The 16,836-nt window shown below is 70.8% G+C and carries 13 protein-coding genes; 10 read left to right on the top strand and 3 right to left on the bottom strand.

The features are described from left to right. Positions 1–44 precede the first annotated feature (44 nt). Complete coding sequence (locus OG736_RS35485) at positions 45–947, bottom strand: helix-turn-helix domain-containing protein (protein ID WP_327186035.1); 903 nt, start codon at positions 945–947, stop codon at positions 45–47. Positions 948–1,115: 168 nt separating this feature from the next. On the opposite strand from OG736_RS35485, the gene tkt reads away from it, so the two are divergent. Genes tkt through OG736_RS35445 form a run of 8 tightly spaced genes read left to right on the top strand, consistent with a single transcriptional unit; the run spans position 1,116 to position 11,449 of the window. After that, complete coding sequence (tkt, locus tag OG736_RS35480) at positions 1,116–3,191, top strand: transketolase (RefSeq protein WP_327186034.1); 2,076 nt, start codon at positions 1,116–1,118, stop codon at positions 3,189–3,191. A 19-nt stretch (positions 3,192–3,210) separates the two neighbouring features. Then, positions 3,211–4,356 (top strand): transaldolase, encoded by a 1,146-nt coding sequence (gene tal, locus OG736_RS35475; protein WP_327186033.1) that lies wholly within the window; start codon positions 3,211–3,213, stop codon positions 4,354–4,356. Continuing rightward, positions 4,353–5,897, top strand: coding sequence for a glucose-6-phosphate dehydrogenase (gene zwf / locus OG736_RS35470; RefSeq protein WP_327186032.1), 1,545 nt, complete (start codon positions 4,353–4,355; stop codon positions 5,895–5,897). The genes tal and zwf overlap by 4 nt, the downstream gene beginning before the upstream one ends. Then, positions 5,894–6,829 carry a glucose-6-phosphate dehydrogenase assembly protein OpcA gene (gene opcA / locus OG736_RS35465; RefSeq protein WP_327186031.1) on the top strand — a complete coding sequence of 312 codons (936 nt, stop codon included), beginning with the start codon at positions 5,894–5,896 and terminating at the stop codon, positions 6,827–6,829. Before zwf ends, opcA begins: the two co-directional genes overlap by 4 nt. Next, positions 6,822–8,462, top strand: a complete 1,641-nt coding sequence (pgi, locus tag OG736_RS35460) for a glucose-6-phosphate isomerase (protein WP_327186030.1) — start codon at positions 6,822–6,824, stop codon at positions 8,460–8,462. Before opcA ends, pgi begins: the two co-directional genes overlap by 8 nt. Positions 8,463–8,480: 18 nt before the next feature. After that, positions 8,481–9,362, top strand: coding sequence for a phosphogluconate dehydrogenase (NAD(+)-dependent, decarboxylating) (gnd, locus tag OG736_RS35455; protein WP_327187804.1), 882 nt, complete (start codon positions 8,481–8,483; stop codon positions 9,360–9,362). An 8-nt stretch (positions 9,363–9,370) separates the two neighbouring features. Next, positions 9,371–9,964, top strand: a complete 594-nt coding sequence (locus tag OG736_RS35450; RefSeq protein ID WP_327186029.1) for a histidine phosphatase family protein — start codon at positions 9,371–9,373, stop codon at positions 9,962–9,964. Between the two features lie 42 nt (positions 9,965–10,006). Then, on the top strand, positions 10,007–11,449 hold the full coding sequence (locus OG736_RS35445; protein WP_327186028.1) for a membrane-associated oxidoreductase: 1,443 nt from the start codon (positions 10,007–10,009) through the stop codon (positions 11,447–11,449). Position 11,450: 1 nt separating this feature from the next. Here OG736_RS35445 and OG736_RS35440 read toward each other — a convergent pair whose 3' ends face one another. Continuing rightward, positions 11,451–13,277, bottom strand: coding sequence for a bifunctional sugar phosphate isomerase/epimerase/4-hydroxyphenylpyruvate dioxygenase family protein (locus OG736_RS35440; protein WP_327186027.1), 1,827 nt, complete (start codon positions 13,275–13,277; stop codon positions 11,451–11,453). A gap of 89 nt (positions 13,278–13,366) precedes the next feature. Further along, a complete protein-coding gene (locus OG736_RS35435; RefSeq protein WP_327186026.1) occupies positions 13,367–14,263 on the bottom strand; it encodes a shikimate dehydrogenase in 897 nt (298 codons plus the stop codon). 150 nt (positions 14,264–14,413) lie between these two features. On the opposite strand from OG736_RS35435, the gene OG736_RS35430 reads away from it, so the two are divergent. Beyond that, the gene (locus OG736_RS35430) at positions 14,414–15,085 is read left to right on the top strand and encodes a TetR family transcriptional regulator (protein ID WP_327186025.1); all 672 of its coding nucleotides are present in this window, start codon (positions 14,414–14,416) and stop codon (positions 15,083–15,085) included. Between the two features lie 362 nt (positions 15,086–15,447). Next, on the top strand, positions 15,448–16,788 hold the full coding sequence (locus OG736_RS35425) for an MFS transporter (RefSeq protein ID WP_327186024.1): 1,341 nt from the start codon (positions 15,448–15,450) through the stop codon (positions 16,786–16,788). Positions 16,789–16,836 lie beyond the last annotated feature (48 nt).

The following is a 16,836-nucleotide window of genomic DNA, read 5'->3' as shown; positions in this document are numbered from 1 at the left end:
ACCCCGGTCGCAGCACACCCCGGCCGAAACACACCCCGGTCGCCTCAGCGCAATTCCGCGCGAAAGGCCACCGGGGTGTTTCCCGTGTGCAGTTGGAAGAACTTGGAGAAGTTCGCCGGGTCGGGGAAGCCCACCGCCGCACCGACCCGGCCGATCGGCAGGTCCGTGTGGGCCAGGAGCCGCTTCGCCTCCAGGACGACCCGCTTGTCGATGAAACCCTTGGGTGTCTCGCCGGTGGCGGCGCGGACCGCGCGCACGAGGGTACGGCGGGAGTAACCGAGCGCGTCGGCGTAGGCGCTGACGCTGTGGTTGGTGGCGAAGTCCCGTTCCACGGCGTCCCGGAAGAGCGTGAACGTGGTGTCGGCCAGGCCGCGCGCCGCCTCGGCGCTGCTCGCCGCGAGGTGCGCCAGCCGCAGCAGGAACGCCGTGAGGGAGTGCCGCAGTACCGCCGTGTGCAGACTCAGGGGCAGCGTTCCGTCGGCACCGCCGTCGTCGTACTCCCCGCGCAGATACGTCAGCGCCGCGCGCAGGCCCGCGAGCTGCCGCTCGTCCGGGTGCAGCAGCGGCGGCAGATCGTAGCGGTACAGGCCGGTGGCCTCGACGGTGGCACGCGGCAGGAAACCGGGCTGCATGGTCAGGACCGTTCCGCGGTACCCGCTCGACTTCGAGAAGCGGTGGACCTGGCCCGGGCGGATCCACAGCACGTCGCCGGCCGCCGCCTCGTGCTCGGCGAAGTCGATCATGTGGCGGACCGGACCGTCGTCGAAGAGCATCACCACGTGGAAGTCGATGCGGTGCACACGGTCCAGCGGCGCGTCGGTGTGCCAGGTGCGACCGGTGCCCATGGGGCCCACCTGCATGCCGACGCCGCCGACGCTGAGTTCGACGGGAAAGGGAAAGGTTCTGATGCCCTCACCGACGCCGTCTTGGGTACTTGTGTCCACCATGTCCATCTCGTGCCGCCCAGTTGCCGCCCCGTGGCGCTCATGTGTCGCCGACGGGTGTCCCACTTTCACCACAGGCTGACACAGGGAGACCTTCCTTCGTAAAAGTCAGACTTTTAGGTTTGAAGACAACAGAGCAGATGACCCGCTCCTATCGAGGATTTCTTGAAGATGAGCACGCAGACACCGAACAACTTCGAGTGGACCGAACTTGACCGGCGTGCCGTCGACACCGCACGCCTTCTGGCAGCGGATGCCGTGCAGCAGGTGGGCAACGGGCACCCGGGAACGGCCATGAGCCTGGCCCCGGTCGCGTACACGATCTTTCAGAAGGTGATGCGGCACGACCCGGCGGACCCCGAGTGGACGGGCCGTGACCGCTTCGTCCTGTCCCCCGGCCACACCTCGCTGACCCTCTACACCCAGCTCTTCCTCTCCGGCTACGAGCTGGAGCTGGCGGACCTCAAGAGCTTCCGTACGCACGGCTCGAAGACGCCCGGCCATCCCGAGTACGGGCACACCGCCGGTGTCGAGACCACCACCGGACCGCTCGGCCAGGGTGTCGCCAACGCCGTCGGCATGGCCATGGCCGCCCGCTACGAGCGCGGCCTGTTCGACCCCGACGCCCCGCAGGGCGAGTCGCCTTTCGACCACACCGTCTGGGGCATCGTCTCCGACGGCGACCTGGAGGAGGGCGTCTCCGCCGAGGCCTCCTCGCTCGCCGGCCACCAGAAGCTCGGCAACCTCGTCTTCGTCTACGACGACAACCACATCTCCATCGAGGGCGACACCGCCACCGCCTTCTCCGAGGACGTGCTGAAGCGGTACGAGGCCTACGGCTGGCACACGCAGCGCGTCGAGCCGACCGAGGAGGGCGACGTCGACGTCCCCGCCCTGTACGCGGCCCTGAAGACGGCGCAGGCCGAGACCGGACGCCCCTCGATCATCTCGCTGCGCACGATCATCGCCTGGCCCGCGCCGAACGCCCGGAACACCGAGGCCTCCCACGGCTCGGCCCTCGGCGCGGAGGAGGTCGCCGCCACCAAGCGTCTCCTCGGCTTCGACCCGGAGCAGAGCTTCGAGGTCTCCGACGAGGTCCTCGCGCACACCCGGGCCGCCCTCGACCGGGGCGCCGAGGCCCACGCGGCCTGGGACAAGCAGCTGGAGAAGTGGCGCGGCGCCGACCCCGAGCAGGCCCAGCTGTTCGACCGGGTCCTCGCGGGTCAGCTGCCCGAAGGCTGGGAGGACGCGCTGCCGGTGTTCGAGCCCGGCAAGCCGGTCGCCACCCGCGCCGCCTCCGGCAAGGTGCTCCAGTCGCTCGGGGCGGTCCTGCCCGAGCTGTGGGGCGGCTCCGCCGACCTGGCCGGTTCCAACAACACCACCATCGACAAGACCTCCTCCTTCCTCCCCGAGGGCAACCCGCTGCCCGAGGCGAGCCCGTACGGCCGCACGGTCCACTTCGGTATCCGCGAGTTCTCGATGGCCGCAGAGATGAACGGCATCGCCCTGCACGGCAACACCCGCATCTACGGCGGCACCTTCCTGGTGTTCTCCGACTACATGCGCAACGCCGTCCGGATGTCGGCCCTGATGCAGCTGCCGGTGACGTACGTGTGGACGCACGACTCCATCGGCCTCGGCGAGGACGGCCCCACCCACCAGCCGGTCGAGCACCTGGCCTCGCTGCGCGCCGTCCCGGGCCTGAACATCGTCCGCCCGGCCGACGCCAACGAGACGGCGATCGCCTGGGCCGAGATCCTGAAGCGGCACGCCACCCGGCCGGCCCCGCACGGTCTGGTCCTCACCCGCCAGGGCGTGCCGACGTACGCGCCGGACCCGGACGCGGCGAAGGGCGGTTACGTCCTGGTGGAGTCCTCGACCGCGACCCCCGAGGTCGTCCTGGTCGCCACCGGCTCCGAGGTGCAGCTGGCCGTCGCCGCGCGCGAGGCGCTGGAGGCCGAGGGCGTCGGCGTCCGGGTGGTGTCCATGCCGTCCGTGGAGTGGTTCGAGGAGCAGCCGCGTGAGTACCGCGACCACGTCCTGCCGCCGTCGGTGAAGGCCCGCGTCGCGGTCGAGGCGGGCATCGGCCTCACCTGGTACCGGTACGTGGGGGACGCCGGACGCATCGTCTCCCTCGAACACTTCGGCGCCTCCGCCGACGCGCAGACCCTGTTCGCCGCATACGGCTTCACCGCCGAGAACGTCGCCGCCGCGGCCAGGGAATCCCTTGCCGCAGCGCGTGGTTGATCCGACCGCCAGAAAGAAGATGATCGAAGTGACCGAAGCAACCGCGACCGCGGGAGCACTGGACCGCCTGTCGAACGAGGGCGTCTCCATCTGGCTGGACGACCTGTCGCGCAGGCGGATCGCCTCCGGCAACCTCGCCGAACTCGTCGAGACGAAGAACGTCGTCGGCGTCACCACCAACCCGTCCATCTTCCAGGCCGCGATCGGCTCCGGCGAAGGTTACGAGGAGCAGCTCGCCGACCTGGCGGTGCGGGGCGTCACGGTCGACGAGGCCGTACGGATGATGACGACGGCCGACGTGCGTTCCGCAGCCGATATCCTGCATTCTGTATACACGGCGACGGGTGGCCGTGACGGCCGGGTCTCCATCGAGGTCGACCCCCGTCTGGCCCATCACACCGCCGCCACCATCGCCGAGGCCAAGCAGCTCGCCTGGCTCGTCGACCGCCCCAACGTCATGATCAAGATCCCGGCGACCCGGGCCGGTCTCCCGGCGATCACCGAGGTCATCGGCCTCGGCATCAGCGTCAACGTCACGCTGATCTTCTCGCTGGAGCGCTACCGCGAGGTCATCGACGCCTATCTGGCGGGCCTGGAGAAGGCCGCCGCCAAGGGCCTGGACCTGTCCACGATCCACTCGGTGGCCTCCTTCTTCGTGTCCCGCGTCGACGCCGAGATCGACAAGCGGCTGACCGTGCTCGGCACCGACGCGGCGCTCGCGCTGAAGGGAAGGGCGGCCCTCGCCAACGCGCGGCTGGCCTACGCGGCGTACGAGGAGGTCTTCGCGGGCGACCGCTGGACCGCGCTCAGCGGCGCCGGGGCGAACAAGCAGCGTCCGCTGTGGGCATCCACCGGTGTGAAGGATCCTGCATACAAGGACACGCTGTATGTGGACGACCTGGTGGCACCGGGCACGGTCAACACCATGCCCGAGGCCACGCTGAACGCCACCGCCGACCACGGCGACATCACCGGTGACACGGTCACCGGCGGCTACGCCCAGGCGCGGGCCGACCTCGCCGCCGTCGAGGCGCTCGGCATCTCCTACGACGAGGTCGTCACCCGGTTGGAGGACGAGGGTGTCGCCAAGTTCGCGGTGGCGTGGCAGGACCTTCTGGACGCGGTCACGAAGTCGCTGATGAGCAAGGGAGTTGACGCGGAATGAGCACCAGCAGTCTCGACGCGGCCTGGGAGAACCCCCTGCGGGACGCCCGCGACCGGCGCCTGCCCCGTATCGCGGGCCCCTCCGGCCTCGTCATCTTCGGCGTGACCGGCGACCTGTCCCGCAAGAAGCTGATGCCGGCGGTCTACGACCTCGCCAACCGCGGTCTGCTCCCGCCGGGCTTCTCGCTCGTCGGCTTCGCCCGCCGCGACTGGGAGGACCAGGACTTCGCCCAGGTCGTCCACGACGCGGTGCGCGAGCACTCCCGGACGCCGTTCCGCGAGGAGGTCTGGCAGCAGCTCGCCGAGGGCATGCGGTTCGTCCCCGGCGACTTCGACGACGACACGGCGTTCAAGCAGCTGCGGGACGCCGTCGAGGAGCTGGACTCCTCCCGCGGCACGGGCGGCAACTTCGCCTTCTATCTCTCCGTACCGCCGAAGTTCTTCCCCAAGGTCGTCGAGCAGCTCAAGAAGCACGGGCTGGCGAAGGGGCCCGAGGGGTCCTGGCGGCGGGCCGTCATCGAGAAGCCCTTCGGGCACGACCTCGCCAGCGCGCAGGAACTGAACGCGGTCGTGCACGACGTGTTCGAGCCGGACCAGGTCTTCCGCATCGACCACTACCTGGGCAAGGAGACCGTCCAGAACATCCTGGCGCTGCGCTTCGCCAACACCATGTTCGAGCCGATCTGGAACCGGTCGTACGTCGACCACGTGCAGATCACGATGGCCGAGGACATCGGCATCGGCGGCCGGGCCGGCTACTACGACGGCATCGGCGCCGCCCGTGACGTCATCCAGAACCACCTGCTCCAGCTGATGGCCCTCACGGCCATGGAGGAGCCCGCCGCCTTCGACGCGAACGCGCTGCTCACCGAGAAGCTCAAGGTGCTCAGGGCGGTGAAGCTGCCCGAGGAGCTGGGCAGGCACACCGTGCGGGGCCAGTACGCGGGCGCCTGGCAGGGCGGCGCGAAGGTGCTCGGCTACCTGGAGGAGGACGGCATCGACCCGACCTCCACGACGGACACGTACGCCGCCGTGAAGCTGAACGTCGACAACCGCCGCTGGGCGGGCGTGCCGTTCTACCTGCGGACCGGCAAGCGCCTCGGCCGCCGGGTCACGGAGATCGCGGTGGTCTTCCAGCGCGCTCCCCACTCCCCCTTCGACTCCACCGCGACCGAGGAGCTCGGCCAGAACGCCATCGTGATCCGCGTCCAGCCGGACGAGGGCATCACGGTCCGCTTCGGCTCCAAGGTGCCGGGCACCTCGATGGAGATCCGGGACGTCACGATGGACTTCGCCTACGGCGAGTCCTTCACCGAGTCCAGCCCGGAGGCGTACGAGCGGCTCATCCTGGACGTGCTGCTCGGCGACGCCAACCTGTTCCCGCGCCACCAGGAAGTGGAAGAGTCCTGGAAGATCCTCGACCCGATCGAGGAGTACTGGGCACGGCACGGCAAGCCCGCGCAGTACGCCTCGGGCAGCTGGGGACCCGAGGAAGCCGACGAGATGCTCGCACGAGACGGACGGAGCTGGCGCAGGCCATGAAGATCGACCTGACCGACACCACGGCAAGCAAGATCAACAAGGCGTTGGTGCGGGGTCGCCGCGCCATCGGCACACCGGCCGTGGGCATGGTCCTGACGATGGTCATCGTCACGGACGAGGAGAACGCCTACGACTCGATCAAGGCGGCCGAGGAGGCCTCGCACGAGCACCCCTCGCGCACCCTGGTCGTCATCAAGCGGCACGCCCGCAGCCCGCGCGACCGCACCAACGCCCGTCTCGACGCCGAGGTACGGGTGGGCGCCGACGCGGGCACCGGCGAGACGGTCATCCTGCGGACGTACGGCGAGGTGTCCGACCACGCCGACTCCGTCGTCCTGCCGCTGCTGCTGCCGGACGCCCCGGTGGTCGTGTGGTGGCCGGTGGACGCGCCGATGAACCCCGCCAAGGACCCGCTGGGCGCCCTCGCGCAGCGCAGGATCACCGACATGTACGCCGTCGAGCGGCCGCTGACGGCCCTGGAGGCGCGCGTGAAGTCGTACGCGCCCGGCGACACCGACCTCGCCTGGACCCGGCTCACCCCGTGGCGCTCGATGCTCGCGGCGGCCCTGGACCAGGCCCAGGTGCCGATCACCTCGGCGGCCGTCGAGAGCGAGGCAGACAACCCCAGCGCCGAGCTGCTCGCGCGCTGGCTGGAGGCCCGGCTGAACGTCGTGGTCGACCGGGTCGTCACCGCGGGGCCGGTCGTCACGGCCGTCCGGCTCGGCACCGAAAAGGGCGAGATCGTCATCGACCGCCCCGAGGGCCCGCTCGCCACGCTCACGCTGCCCGGCCAGCCCTCGCGCACCCTGGCGCTGAAGGTCCGCGCCACCTCAGAACTCATCGCCGAGGAGCTCAGGCGCCTCGACGCGGACGAGATGTACGCCGTCGCCCTGCGCGGCGAGGGCACCAAGGAGACCCCCTCCCATGTCTGACACCCCCCGGCTCGACCAGCGGCCCGAGTGGACCGCGCTGAAGGACCACCGCGCCCGGTGGCAGACGGACCTGCGGGAGCTGTTCGCGGCCGACCCGGAGCGCGCGGAGCGGTACGTGGTGCGCGTCGGCGACCTGCGCATCGACTTCTCCAAGAACCTGGTCACCGACGAGACGCTCGCCCTGCTGCGCGAACTCGCCGCCGCCACCGACGTGTTCGGGCTGCGCGACGCCATGTTCCGCGGCGACAGGATCAACATCACCGAGGACCGCGCGGTTCTGCACACCGCGCTGCGGGCCCCCACGGGCACCGTCGTCGAGGTCGACGGCGAGGACGTCGTCCCCCAGGTCCACGCCGTGCTCGGCAGGATGAGCGGCTTCGCCGAGCGCGTGCGCTCGGGCGAGTGGACCGGTCACACGGGCCGCCGGATCCGCAATGTCGTCAACATCGGCATCGGCGGCTCCGACCTGGGGCCCGCGATGGCGTACGAGGCACTGCGCGCCTACACGGACCGCTCGCTGACCTTCCGGTTCGTCTCCAACGTCGACGGCGCCGATCTCCACGAGGCGGTCCACGACCTGGATCCCGCCGAGACGCTGTTCATCGTCGCCTCCAAGACCTTCACCACGATCGAGACGATCACCAACGCCACGTCGGCCCGCACCTGGCTGCTGAAGGGGCTGGGCGGCGAGGAGAAAGCGGTCGCGAAGCACTTCGTCGCGCTGTCCACGAACGCCGAGAAGGTCGCCGACTTCGGCATCGACACGGCCAACATGTTCGAGTTCTGGGACTGGGTCGGCGGTCGCTACTCCTTCGACTCGGCGATCGGCCTGTCGCTGATGATCGCCATCGGCCCCGACCGCTTCCGCGAGATGCTCGACGGGTTCAGGATCGTCGACGACCACTTCCGCACCGCGCCCGCCGAGTCCAACGCCCCGCTGATCCTCGGCCTGTTGGGCATCTGGTACGGCAACTTCTTCGACGCGCAGTCGCACGCCGTGCTCCCCTACAGCCACTACCTGTCGAAGTTCACCGCCTACCTCCAGCAGCTCGACATGGAGTCCAACGGCAAGTCGGTGGACCGCGAGGGCCGGCCCGTGCAGTGGCAGACCGGCCCGGTGGTGTGGGGCACTCCGGGCACCAACGGGCAGCACGCCTACTACCAGTTGATCCACCAGGGCACCAAGCTGATCCCGGCCGACCTGATCGGCTTCGCCCGCCCCCTCGACGAGCTGAGCGACGAACTCAAGGCGCAGCACGACCTGTTGATGGCCAACCTGTTCGCGCAGGGCCAGGCCCTCGCCTTCGGCAAGACCGCCGAAGAGGTCCGGGCGGAAGGCGTGCCGGAGGAGCAGGTGGCGCACCGCACCTTCCAGGGCAACCACCCCACCACCACGATCCTCAGCCCCGAGCTGACCCCGTCGGTGCTCGGTCAGCTCATCGCCCTCTACGAGCACAAGGTGTTCGTGCAGGGGGCCGTGTGGGACATCGACTCCTTCGACCAGTGGGGCGTGGAGCTCGGCAAGGTGCTCGCCAAGCGCGTCGAACCCGCCCTCACCGAGGGTGCCGAGGTGCCCGGCCTCGATCCCTCCACCGCCGCTCTCGTCGCCGCCTACCGCGAACTCAGGAAGTAGTGAACTGACATGACATCGATGCAGCTGGGCCTGATCGGTCTCGGCAAGATGGGCGGCAACATGCGCGAGCGCATCCGCCGCGCCGGCCACACCGTCATCGGCTACGACCGCAACCCCGAGGTCTCCGACGTCAGCGGTCTCGCCGAACTCGTCGACAAGCTCGAAGCGCCGCGCACCGTCTGGGTGATGGTCCCGGCCGGCGAGGCCACCCAGTCCGTCATCGACGAGCTCGGCGGCCTGCTCCAGTCCGGCGACACGGTCGTCGACGGCGGCAACTCCCGCTGGACGGACGACGAGAAGCACGCCAAGGAGCTCGGCGCCAAGGGCATCGGCTTCGTCGACGCCGGTGTGTCCGGCGGCGTCTGGGGCCTCCAGAACGGCTACGCGCTGATGGTCGGCGGCGACGTCGCCCACGTCGCCAAGGTGCAGCCGATCTTCGACGCGCTCAAGCCGGAGGGCCCGTACGGCTATGTCCACGCGGGCAAGGTGGGCGCCGGGCACTTCTCGAAGATGGTCCACAACGGCATCGAGTACGCCATGATGCAGGCCTACGCCGAGGGCTGGGAGCTCCTCGAGAAGGTGGACTCCGTGGAGAACGTGCGCGAGGTCTTCCGGTCCTGGCAGGAGGGCACCGTCATCCGGTCCTGGCTGCTCGACCTGGCCGTCAACGCCCTCGACGAGGACGTGCACCTCGACAGGCTGCGCGGCTACGCGGAGGACTCCGGCGAGGGCCGGTGGACGGTCGAGGCCGCCATCGACAATGCCGTGCCGCTGCCCGCCATCACGGCCTCGCTGTTCGCGCGGTTCGCCTCCCGCCAGGAGGACTCGCCGCAGATGAAGATGATCGCGGCGCTGCGCAACCAGTTCGGCGGCCACGCCGTCGAGTCGGCGAAGAAGTAGGCCCGGCCGTGGGGGATCTGCTGCTGGTCCGCCACGGGGAGACCGAGTGGAGCGTGTCGGGACAGCACACCGGCCTCACCGACCTGCCCCTCACCGAACACGGTGAGGAACAGGCCAAGTCGCTCGCTCCGCTCCTCTCCGGCCGGACCTTCTGCCTCGCCCTGACCAGCCCGCTGCACCGCGCGGTCCGCACCGCCGAACTCGCGGGCGTCGCCGGGGCCGTACCCGAACCCGACCTGCACGAGTGGGACTACGGCGCCTACGAGGGCATCACCACCGTCGAGATACACCGCACCCGTCCCGCCTGGGACCTGTGGACGGACGGTGTGCCGCCCGGCCCTGACGGTCATCCCGGCGAGTCGCCCGAGGAGGTCGGCCGGCGTGCCGACCGGGTGCTGTCGCGGGTGGACGCGGCACTCCAGAACTGCGGCGGTGACGTCGTACTGGTCGCACACGGACACTTCCTGCGCGTCCTGACCGCACGTCGGCTGGGACTCCCGCCCGCCGAGGGACGGCTGTTCCAGCTGGCGACGGGCACGGTCAGCCGTCTGTCGACGGAGCACGGACGACCCGTGATCGCCGAATGGAACATCCGGCCCTAGCCGGTTGACACCGCTCGGCAAGGCCCGCCAGAGTCGCGGCTGATGGAGATCAACGATCTGACACCGGCCGAACAGCGACTCTGGCGGGCCTTCGCCACGGGTGCGACCGTCGATTTCCGGGCGCAGGGCGAGGAGAACGGCCCCGAACGCAGCGTACGGGCGGCCGTGTTGCGGGCTCTCCTCCTCAACGGCCCCCGCGAACCGGGGGAGATAGCCGCCCTCAAGGTCGTCGGGGCGCGCGTCACCGGTCTCCTCGACCTGCGGCACGCGGTCGTCGACAGCATGATCCGCCTGGTCCACTGCCGCTTCGACGAGGCCCCGCGGCTGGTGGGCGCCCAGCTCAACTACGTCAGCCTGCGCGACTCCGAGCTGCCCGGTCTGGACGCGTCGCACACCCGCATCGACGGGGGGCTGCGGCTGACCCGCTGCCGTGTCGGCGGCCAGGTACACCTCAGCAGGGCGCAGATCTCGGGTGCCTTGTACCTCGACGGGGCGGAGGTCGCCGCGACGGACCCCACGGAGCCCGTCCTCCAGCTCAACCAGGTGTTCATCGACGACGACCTCTGCGCCCGCGGGCTGCGCACCCAGGGCCTGATCCGGCTCGACGGCGCCTCCGTCACCGGCTCGATCGACCTGGAGGACGCCGAACTGAACAACCCCGGCGCGCATGTGCTGAACGCGGAGTCCCTCGACGTGGGGGCCAACCTGCTGGGCCGGCGGCTGCGCGCACACGGCCGGATCGATCTGCGCGGCTCCCGCATCCCCGGCCGGGTGGACCTGCTGCGCACCTCGCTGTCCAACCCGGGCGGCACCGCGCTGCGGGCCAGCAGCTGCGTCATCGGGGAACTCTGGCTGCGCGAGGGCGCTCCGATCGAGGGCCGGCTCAATCTGCGGCGCGCCGAGGTGGGCCAGCTCCAGCTGGAGCCGGAGATGCTGCCCGACCAGGTCCGGCTGTTGGATCTCACCTACACCTTCCTCACCCCGCACGAGCCCGCCGAGCGGCGGCTGCCGATGCTGGAGCGCGACGACGGCGCGTTCGACCCGCACGCCTACGAGCAGTTGACGGGCGCCTACCGTCGCATCGGCGACGACCGTGCGGCCCGGGTGGTGCAGCTGGCCAAGCAGCGCCGGCATCGCGGCACCCTGCCCTGGTACGGCCGGGCGTGGGGCCACCTCCAGGACGCGGCCGTCGGCTACGGGTTCCGCCCGCTGCGCGCGGCCGTCTGGCTGCTGTCCCTGCTGGCGGTCGGCTCGATCACGTACGCCGGGCACCACCCGCCCCCGCTCAAGGCGGGTGAGGCACCCGAATTCAACCCGGTCTTCTACACCCTCGACCTGCTGCTTCCGGTGATCTCCTTCGGGCAGGAGAGCGCGTTCGCTCCGAGGGACTGGTACCAGACGCTGTCGTACGTCCTCATCGTGACCGGTTGGATCCTGGCCACGACGGTCGTCGCCGGCGTGACCAGGACGGTCAGCCGGCAGTAGCTCAGCGCGCGGTGTGCTGGGCGGCCAGCCGCACCGGCGCGTTGGCGGCGCCGTACCCCTGGTAGCCGCCGTCGCGCTGGACGAGTTCGAAGAAGACCCGGCCGACGGTGTGCGTGTAGCAGTGGCGGAAGGCGCCGTGCGCGTCGCGGTCGTAGAGGATGCCGAGGTCGCGGTAGGTGTCCAGCTCGCCGTCGGCGAACTCGAAACGGGCCGCGAGGTCGTCGTAGTAGTTCGCCGGGATGGGCAGCAGGCGTCCGCCGGCCTCGGTGAACCGGCGAGCCGCGGCGACCACGTCGTCGGTGGCCAGCGCGATGTGCCGGGCGTGCGCGGTGTCGTCGCCCGGGGCCGCGCCGACGGTGAGCGGGAAGCGGACGCTGCCGTCGGCGTTGGTGACGGCGCGGCTGCGCAGCAGCCCGTAGGGGTCGGCGACGTCGACGCTCTCCTGGGCGTCGAGGCCGAGGACACCGCGGTGGAAGAGCACCGCCTCGTCGAAGTGGTGCCAGGGCTGGGTGAGCGCCACATGGTCGATGCGGACGGCGTCCGAGGCGGCCGGGGCGTGCGGTACGTCCGCGAAGTCGGCCCGCCAGTTGGGCAGTTCGGGCCGGTTCGTCGCGCACAGGAAGAGTTCCGTGCCGTCGGGGGCGGCGACGGCGTCGAGCGGGGCGTCCTCGGCGGCGCGACGGCGGGGCAGGACGGGGGCGAGCAGTGCCTCGGCGCGGCGGGCGGCCGCCGCGGGGTCCGGTGACTCCAGGCCGAGCGCGGCGAGGGTGGTGCCGTCGATGGGAGACCCCCCGCGCGAGCGAAGCCGAACGTGGGGGAGGACGGCCGGACCGGTGTTGACCAGGACGCGGGCCTCGCCCTGCTCCCACAGCTCGACAGGTTTGCCGCGGTGGCGGGCGGTGCGGGCGAAGCCGAGGCCGGTGAGGAGGGCGGCGACGGGTTCGGCGTCGTGGGTGACCAGTTCGGCGAAGGCGACCCCGGTGGGCACGGCGGGCGCGGGCAGGGCCCGGATGCCGGCCTCCTCCTGGAGGATCAGCAGGGAGCGGCGGGCGTCCACGGCGGTCGGGCCGGCCTCGGCCTGTCGGAAGACGTCGTTGAAGACCTCGAGCGAGAGGGGTCCGTCGTAACCGGTGCGCAGGACGTGTTTCACCAGCCCGGCGACGTCGAAGCCGCCCTGACCCGGGAAGCAGCGGTGATGGCGGCTCCACTGGAGGACGTCCATGCCGAGCAGCGGGGCGTCGGCCAGCTGGAGGAAGAAGATCTTCTCGCCGGGGATGTCCTCGATGCCGTCGAGGTCCTTCGGATCGGAGCTCCGGGACAGGATGTGGAAGCTGTCCAGGCAGGTGCCGAGCGCGGGGTGGCCGGCCGCCTCGACGATGCGCCAGGCGTGGTCGTAGGTGCTGACGTGCCGGCCCCAGGCGAGCGCCTCGTAGGCGACGCGGATGCCGAAGTTCTGTGCCAGGTCGGCCAGTTCGCTCAGCTGCCCGGCGGCGAGCGCGTCGTCGTCGGCCGCGAGCGGGGAGACGCTGGAGCAGACCAGGACGCTGTCCGCGCCGAGCCTGTCCATCAGCTCGAACTTGTGCCGGGCGCGGCGCAGGTTGCGGGCGAACTCCTCGGCCGGCACCGCCTCGATGTCCCGCATCGGCTGGTAGAGATCGATGCTCAGGCCGAGGTCGGCGCAGCGGGCGCGGATCTCCTCCGGCGTGAGCGGGCTTGCGAGCAGGTCGTTCTCGAAGATCTCGACGCCGTCGAAACCCGCCCGGGCGGCGGCCGTGAGCTTCTCGGTGAGGGATCCGCTGAGGGAGACGGTGGCTATCGACGTACGCACGGTCATGCTCCTTCGAGGGCTGTGCCGCGACCCGTCAGGGCGCGGGGCGGGACATCCTGCGGCAGTCCCAGGGTGTGGGCCCGCGGCCGTCATACGGCATGGCCCGCCGAGTGCTCCGCGCCACGGGCCATCTCCGCGAAGTCGGCCAGCATGCCGACGCTGTCCGGCTCGCGGCCGGTGAACAGCCGGAAGGCGTCCACGGCCTGGAAGACGGCCATGCCGCCCCCGTCCAGAGTGGCGCAGCCGACCGCGCGCGCGGTGCGCAGCAGCTCGGTCTCCAGCGGACGGTAGACGACCTCGGCGACCCACAGGTCGGGGCGCAGCAGCCCGGCCGGGAAGGGCAGGCCGGGGTGGGCGGCCATGCCGGTGGGAGTGGCGTGCACGACGCCGTCGGCCTGTGCGAGCAGATCGGCCAGCCGGTCGGGACCCGCGGCCGCGGCCCGGCCCGGTCCGAAGTGACGGTTGAGGGAACCGGCGAGATCCGCGGCCCGGTCCGCCAGCGCGTCCACCACGGTGACCTGGCCGGCGCCCAGCGTGAGGGTGGCGTGCGCGACGGCGGCGCCCGCCCCTCCGGCGCCCAGCTGCACCACCCGCTCCAGCGGCACGTCGGGCAGACCGCGCGCGAAAGAGGCGGCGAAACCGGTTACGTCGGTGTTGTGGCCGACTGCCCGGCCGTCCTCGAAGACCACGGTGTTGACCGCGCCGAGCGCCTCGGCCTGCGGGGCGAGACCGTCGAGGTGCGGGATGACCAGCTGCTTGCACGGGTGCGTGATGTTGAGCCCGTCGAAGCCGAGGTCACGGGCGGCGCGCACCAGATCGCCCACCGCCTCGGGCCCCAGCCCCAGCACGTCGATGTCGATGAGCCGGTACAGGTACCGCAGGCCCTGCCGGTCGGCCTCCCGCTCGTGCAGCGCCGGGCTGAGGGACGGACCGATGCCGGAGCCGATCAGTCCGACGAGATACGAGTCCTTGAAGACGACGGCCACGGCGGACCTCCTGATCGGCTGGCTAATGTACGAACTGGTGAGTTAGTCATAACACCCGGACGGATCCCGAGGGAAGCCCTCTCACGTCACGGGACGGGGGCGGGCTTCTAGAATCTCGACACTGCACCCACGCCGCCCGAAGGAACCTGGATGACCAGCGCCGACGAACCGGCACGACCCCACGGCAACGGGCGCCTGCGCGACGCCGCCCGGACCCGGGCCGAGATCCTCGACGTGGCGACGCTGGAATTCGCCCGGGTCGGCTACGCCGGGGCCCGGGTCGACGACATCGCCGCCCGCACCAGCACCACCAAGCGGATGATCTACTACTACTTCGGCGGCAAGGAGCAGCTCTTCACCGCCGTCCTGGAGCGGGCGTACGGGGTGATCCGCGAGGCCGAGCAGCAGCTCGACGTCGAGCATCTCGACCCGGTCGCGGCCATCCGCCGGCTGGCGGAGCTCACCTTCGACCACCACGAGCAGCACCCCGACTTCATCCGCCTGGTCAGCATCGAGAACATCCACGAGGCCGAGCACATCGCCGCCTCCGAGAAACTCGGGCGGATCGGCTCCCCCGCACTGGACGTGATCGGCCGCATCCTGGCCTCCGGGCGGGAGTCCGGCCTGTTCACGGCCGAGGTGGACGCCGTGGACCTGCACGCGATGATCAGCTCCTTCTGCTTCTTCCGGGTGGCCAACCGGCACACGTTCGGCGCCCTGTTCGGCCGCGACCTGGTCGACCCGGCCCAGCGGGAGCACTACCGGGCCATGCTCGGCGACATGGTGATCGCCTACCTGACGGCGGAGCGCGCGGCGGACTGACCTGGGGACCGATCCGGCGGGCCGACCCGACGGGCCGGTGCGGCAGGCCGGTGCGGCCGAGGACCCTCCGGCGCGCCGCCCCGAGGAGCTCACCCGGAGCGCCGGCCCGACGTGCCGAGCGGCGCCGACCGGGCGGACCGGTCACGGTGGAACGGCTCGGGGCTTCCGGCAAAGATCCTTCGGCGTCGCCTATTGACAGCGGAGAAACATCAGCGCAACATCCGTAGCCATCCGCTACTAACTACCCAGTGGGTTAATTAGCCGGGCACGCACCCGGCGCAGCCGCCCCGCACCCCAGGGAACCGGCCCTACTCCCCTTGCCTCACTCCACATACGTTGGAGTTCCCTCGAAGGAGCACGCCGTGTCCGTCCCCGCCGCACCTCCCGGCCAGCCGAAGAAAGCCGCCACGGCGGCCTGGATCGGCAGCGCTCTGGAGTACTACGACTTCTTCATCTACGGCAGCGCGGCAGCACTGATCTTCCCGAAGGTCTTCTTCGACGAGTCCGACCCGGCCACCGCGACCCTGCTGTCGCTGGCCACCTTCGGTGTCGCCTACGCGGCCCGGCCCGTCGGCGCGCTCTTCCTCGGCCACTTCGGCGACCGCGTGGGCCGCAAGAAGATCATGGTCTTCACGCTCATCCTGATGGGCGTCTCGACGTTCCTCATCGGCTGCCTGCCCACCCGCGCGCAGGTCGGCACGCTCGCGCCCGTCCTGCTGGTGCTGTGCCGCGTCCTCCAGGGCATCTCCGCGGCCGGGGAGCAGGCCAGCGCCAACTCCATGACGCTGGAACACGCGCCGTCGGAGCGGCGGGGCTTCTTCACGAGTTTCACCCTCAGCGGCACCCAGGGCGGCCAGCTCCTCGCCACGCTCGTCTTCATCCCGATCGCGGCCCTCCCCGAGAAGCAGCTGCTGTCCTGGGGCTGGCGGGTCCCGTTCTGGCTGAGCATCGCGGTCGCCGTCGTCGGCTACGTCATCCGCCGCAAGCTGGAGGAGACCCCGGCCTTCGCCGCCCAGCAGGCCACCGGTGAGGTCGTCAAGCTGCCGCTTGCGGTACTGATGCGCGACCACTGGGCGGACGTCCTGCGGGTGGTCGCGGGCGCGCTCGTCGCCTCGGTCAGCACCATCTTCACGGTGTGGGCGCTGGCCTACGCGACCAGCGACTCGGTCGGGATGAGCCGCACCTCCATGCTGTGGGTGGGCGCGCTGGCCAACGTGGTCGCGCTGGCGGCCATCCCGGCGTGGGCCATGCTGTCCGACCGCATCGGCCGCCGTCCGGTGTACCTGATCGGCGCGGCCGGCAGCGCGGTGATGATGTTCGCCTACCTGTGGGCGATCTCCACCGGCTCCTACCCGCTGATCCTGCTGCTGGGCATCGCCACCTTCGGCGTGGTCTACAGCGCCGCGAACGGCGTGTGGCCCTCCTTCTACGGCGAGATGTTCTCCACCCGTGTCCGCCTGTCCGGCATGGCGATCGGCACCCAGATCGGTTTCGCGGTGGCCGGCTTCGCGGTCACCTTCGCCGCGCAGATCGCGGGCCCGGACGGCGACGGCTGGTCCTCGGTGGCCCTGTTCACGGCGGCGCTGTGCGTCCCGCCGGTGATCGCGGCACTGTCGGCCCGGGAGACCGCGAAGATCCCGACGGAGCAGCTGGGTGAGCGGGGCGCGCAGAAGGCGTCACAGCCGGAAACGGTTACCGTCTGATCCCGGGTCCGCCCCGGAGACTCACCCCCGGCACCCCCGGTACTCCGT

The sequence above is a fragment of the Streptomyces sp. NBC_01334 genome, from assembly GCF_035983595.1.
Classification (GTDB): domain Bacteria; phylum Actinomycetota; class Actinomycetes; order Streptomycetales; family Streptomycetaceae; genus Streptomyces; species Streptomyces coriariae.
This window is presented reverse-complemented; position numbering and strand designations above follow the sequence as displayed.

Coding starts and splice junctions, on each gene's coding strand:
- opcA (WP_327186031.1), top strand. CDS start 5,894: ATGAAGATCGACCTGACCGACACCACGGCAAGCAAGATCAACAAGGCG.
- OG736_RS35445 (WP_327186028.1), top strand. CDS start 10,007: ATGGAGATCAACGATCTGACACCGGCCGAACAGCGACTCTGGCGGGCC.
- zwf (WP_327186032.1), top strand. CDS start 4,353: ATGAGCACCAGCAGTCTCGACGCGGCCTGGGAGAACCCCCTGCGGGAC.
- OG736_RS35430 (WP_327186025.1), top strand. CDS start 14,414: ATGACCAGCGCCGACGAACCGGCACGACCCCACGGCAACGGGCGCCTG.
- OG736_RS35485 (WP_327186035.1), bottom strand. CDS start 947: ATGGTGGACACAAGTACCCAAGACGGCGTCGGTGAGGGCATCAGAACC.
- gnd (WP_327187804.1), top strand. CDS start 8,481: ATGCAGCTGGGCCTGATCGGTCTCGGCAAGATGGGCGGCAACATGCGC.
- tkt (WP_327186034.1), top strand. CDS start 1,116: ATGAGCACGCAGACACCGAACAACTTCGAGTGGACCGAACTTGACCGG.
- pgi (WP_327186030.1), top strand. CDS start 6,822: ATGTCTGACACCCCCCGGCTCGACCAGCGGCCCGAGTGGACCGCGCTG.
- tal (WP_327186033.1), top strand. CDS start 3,211: ATGATCGAAGTGACCGAAGCAACCGCGACCGCGGGAGCACTGGACCGC.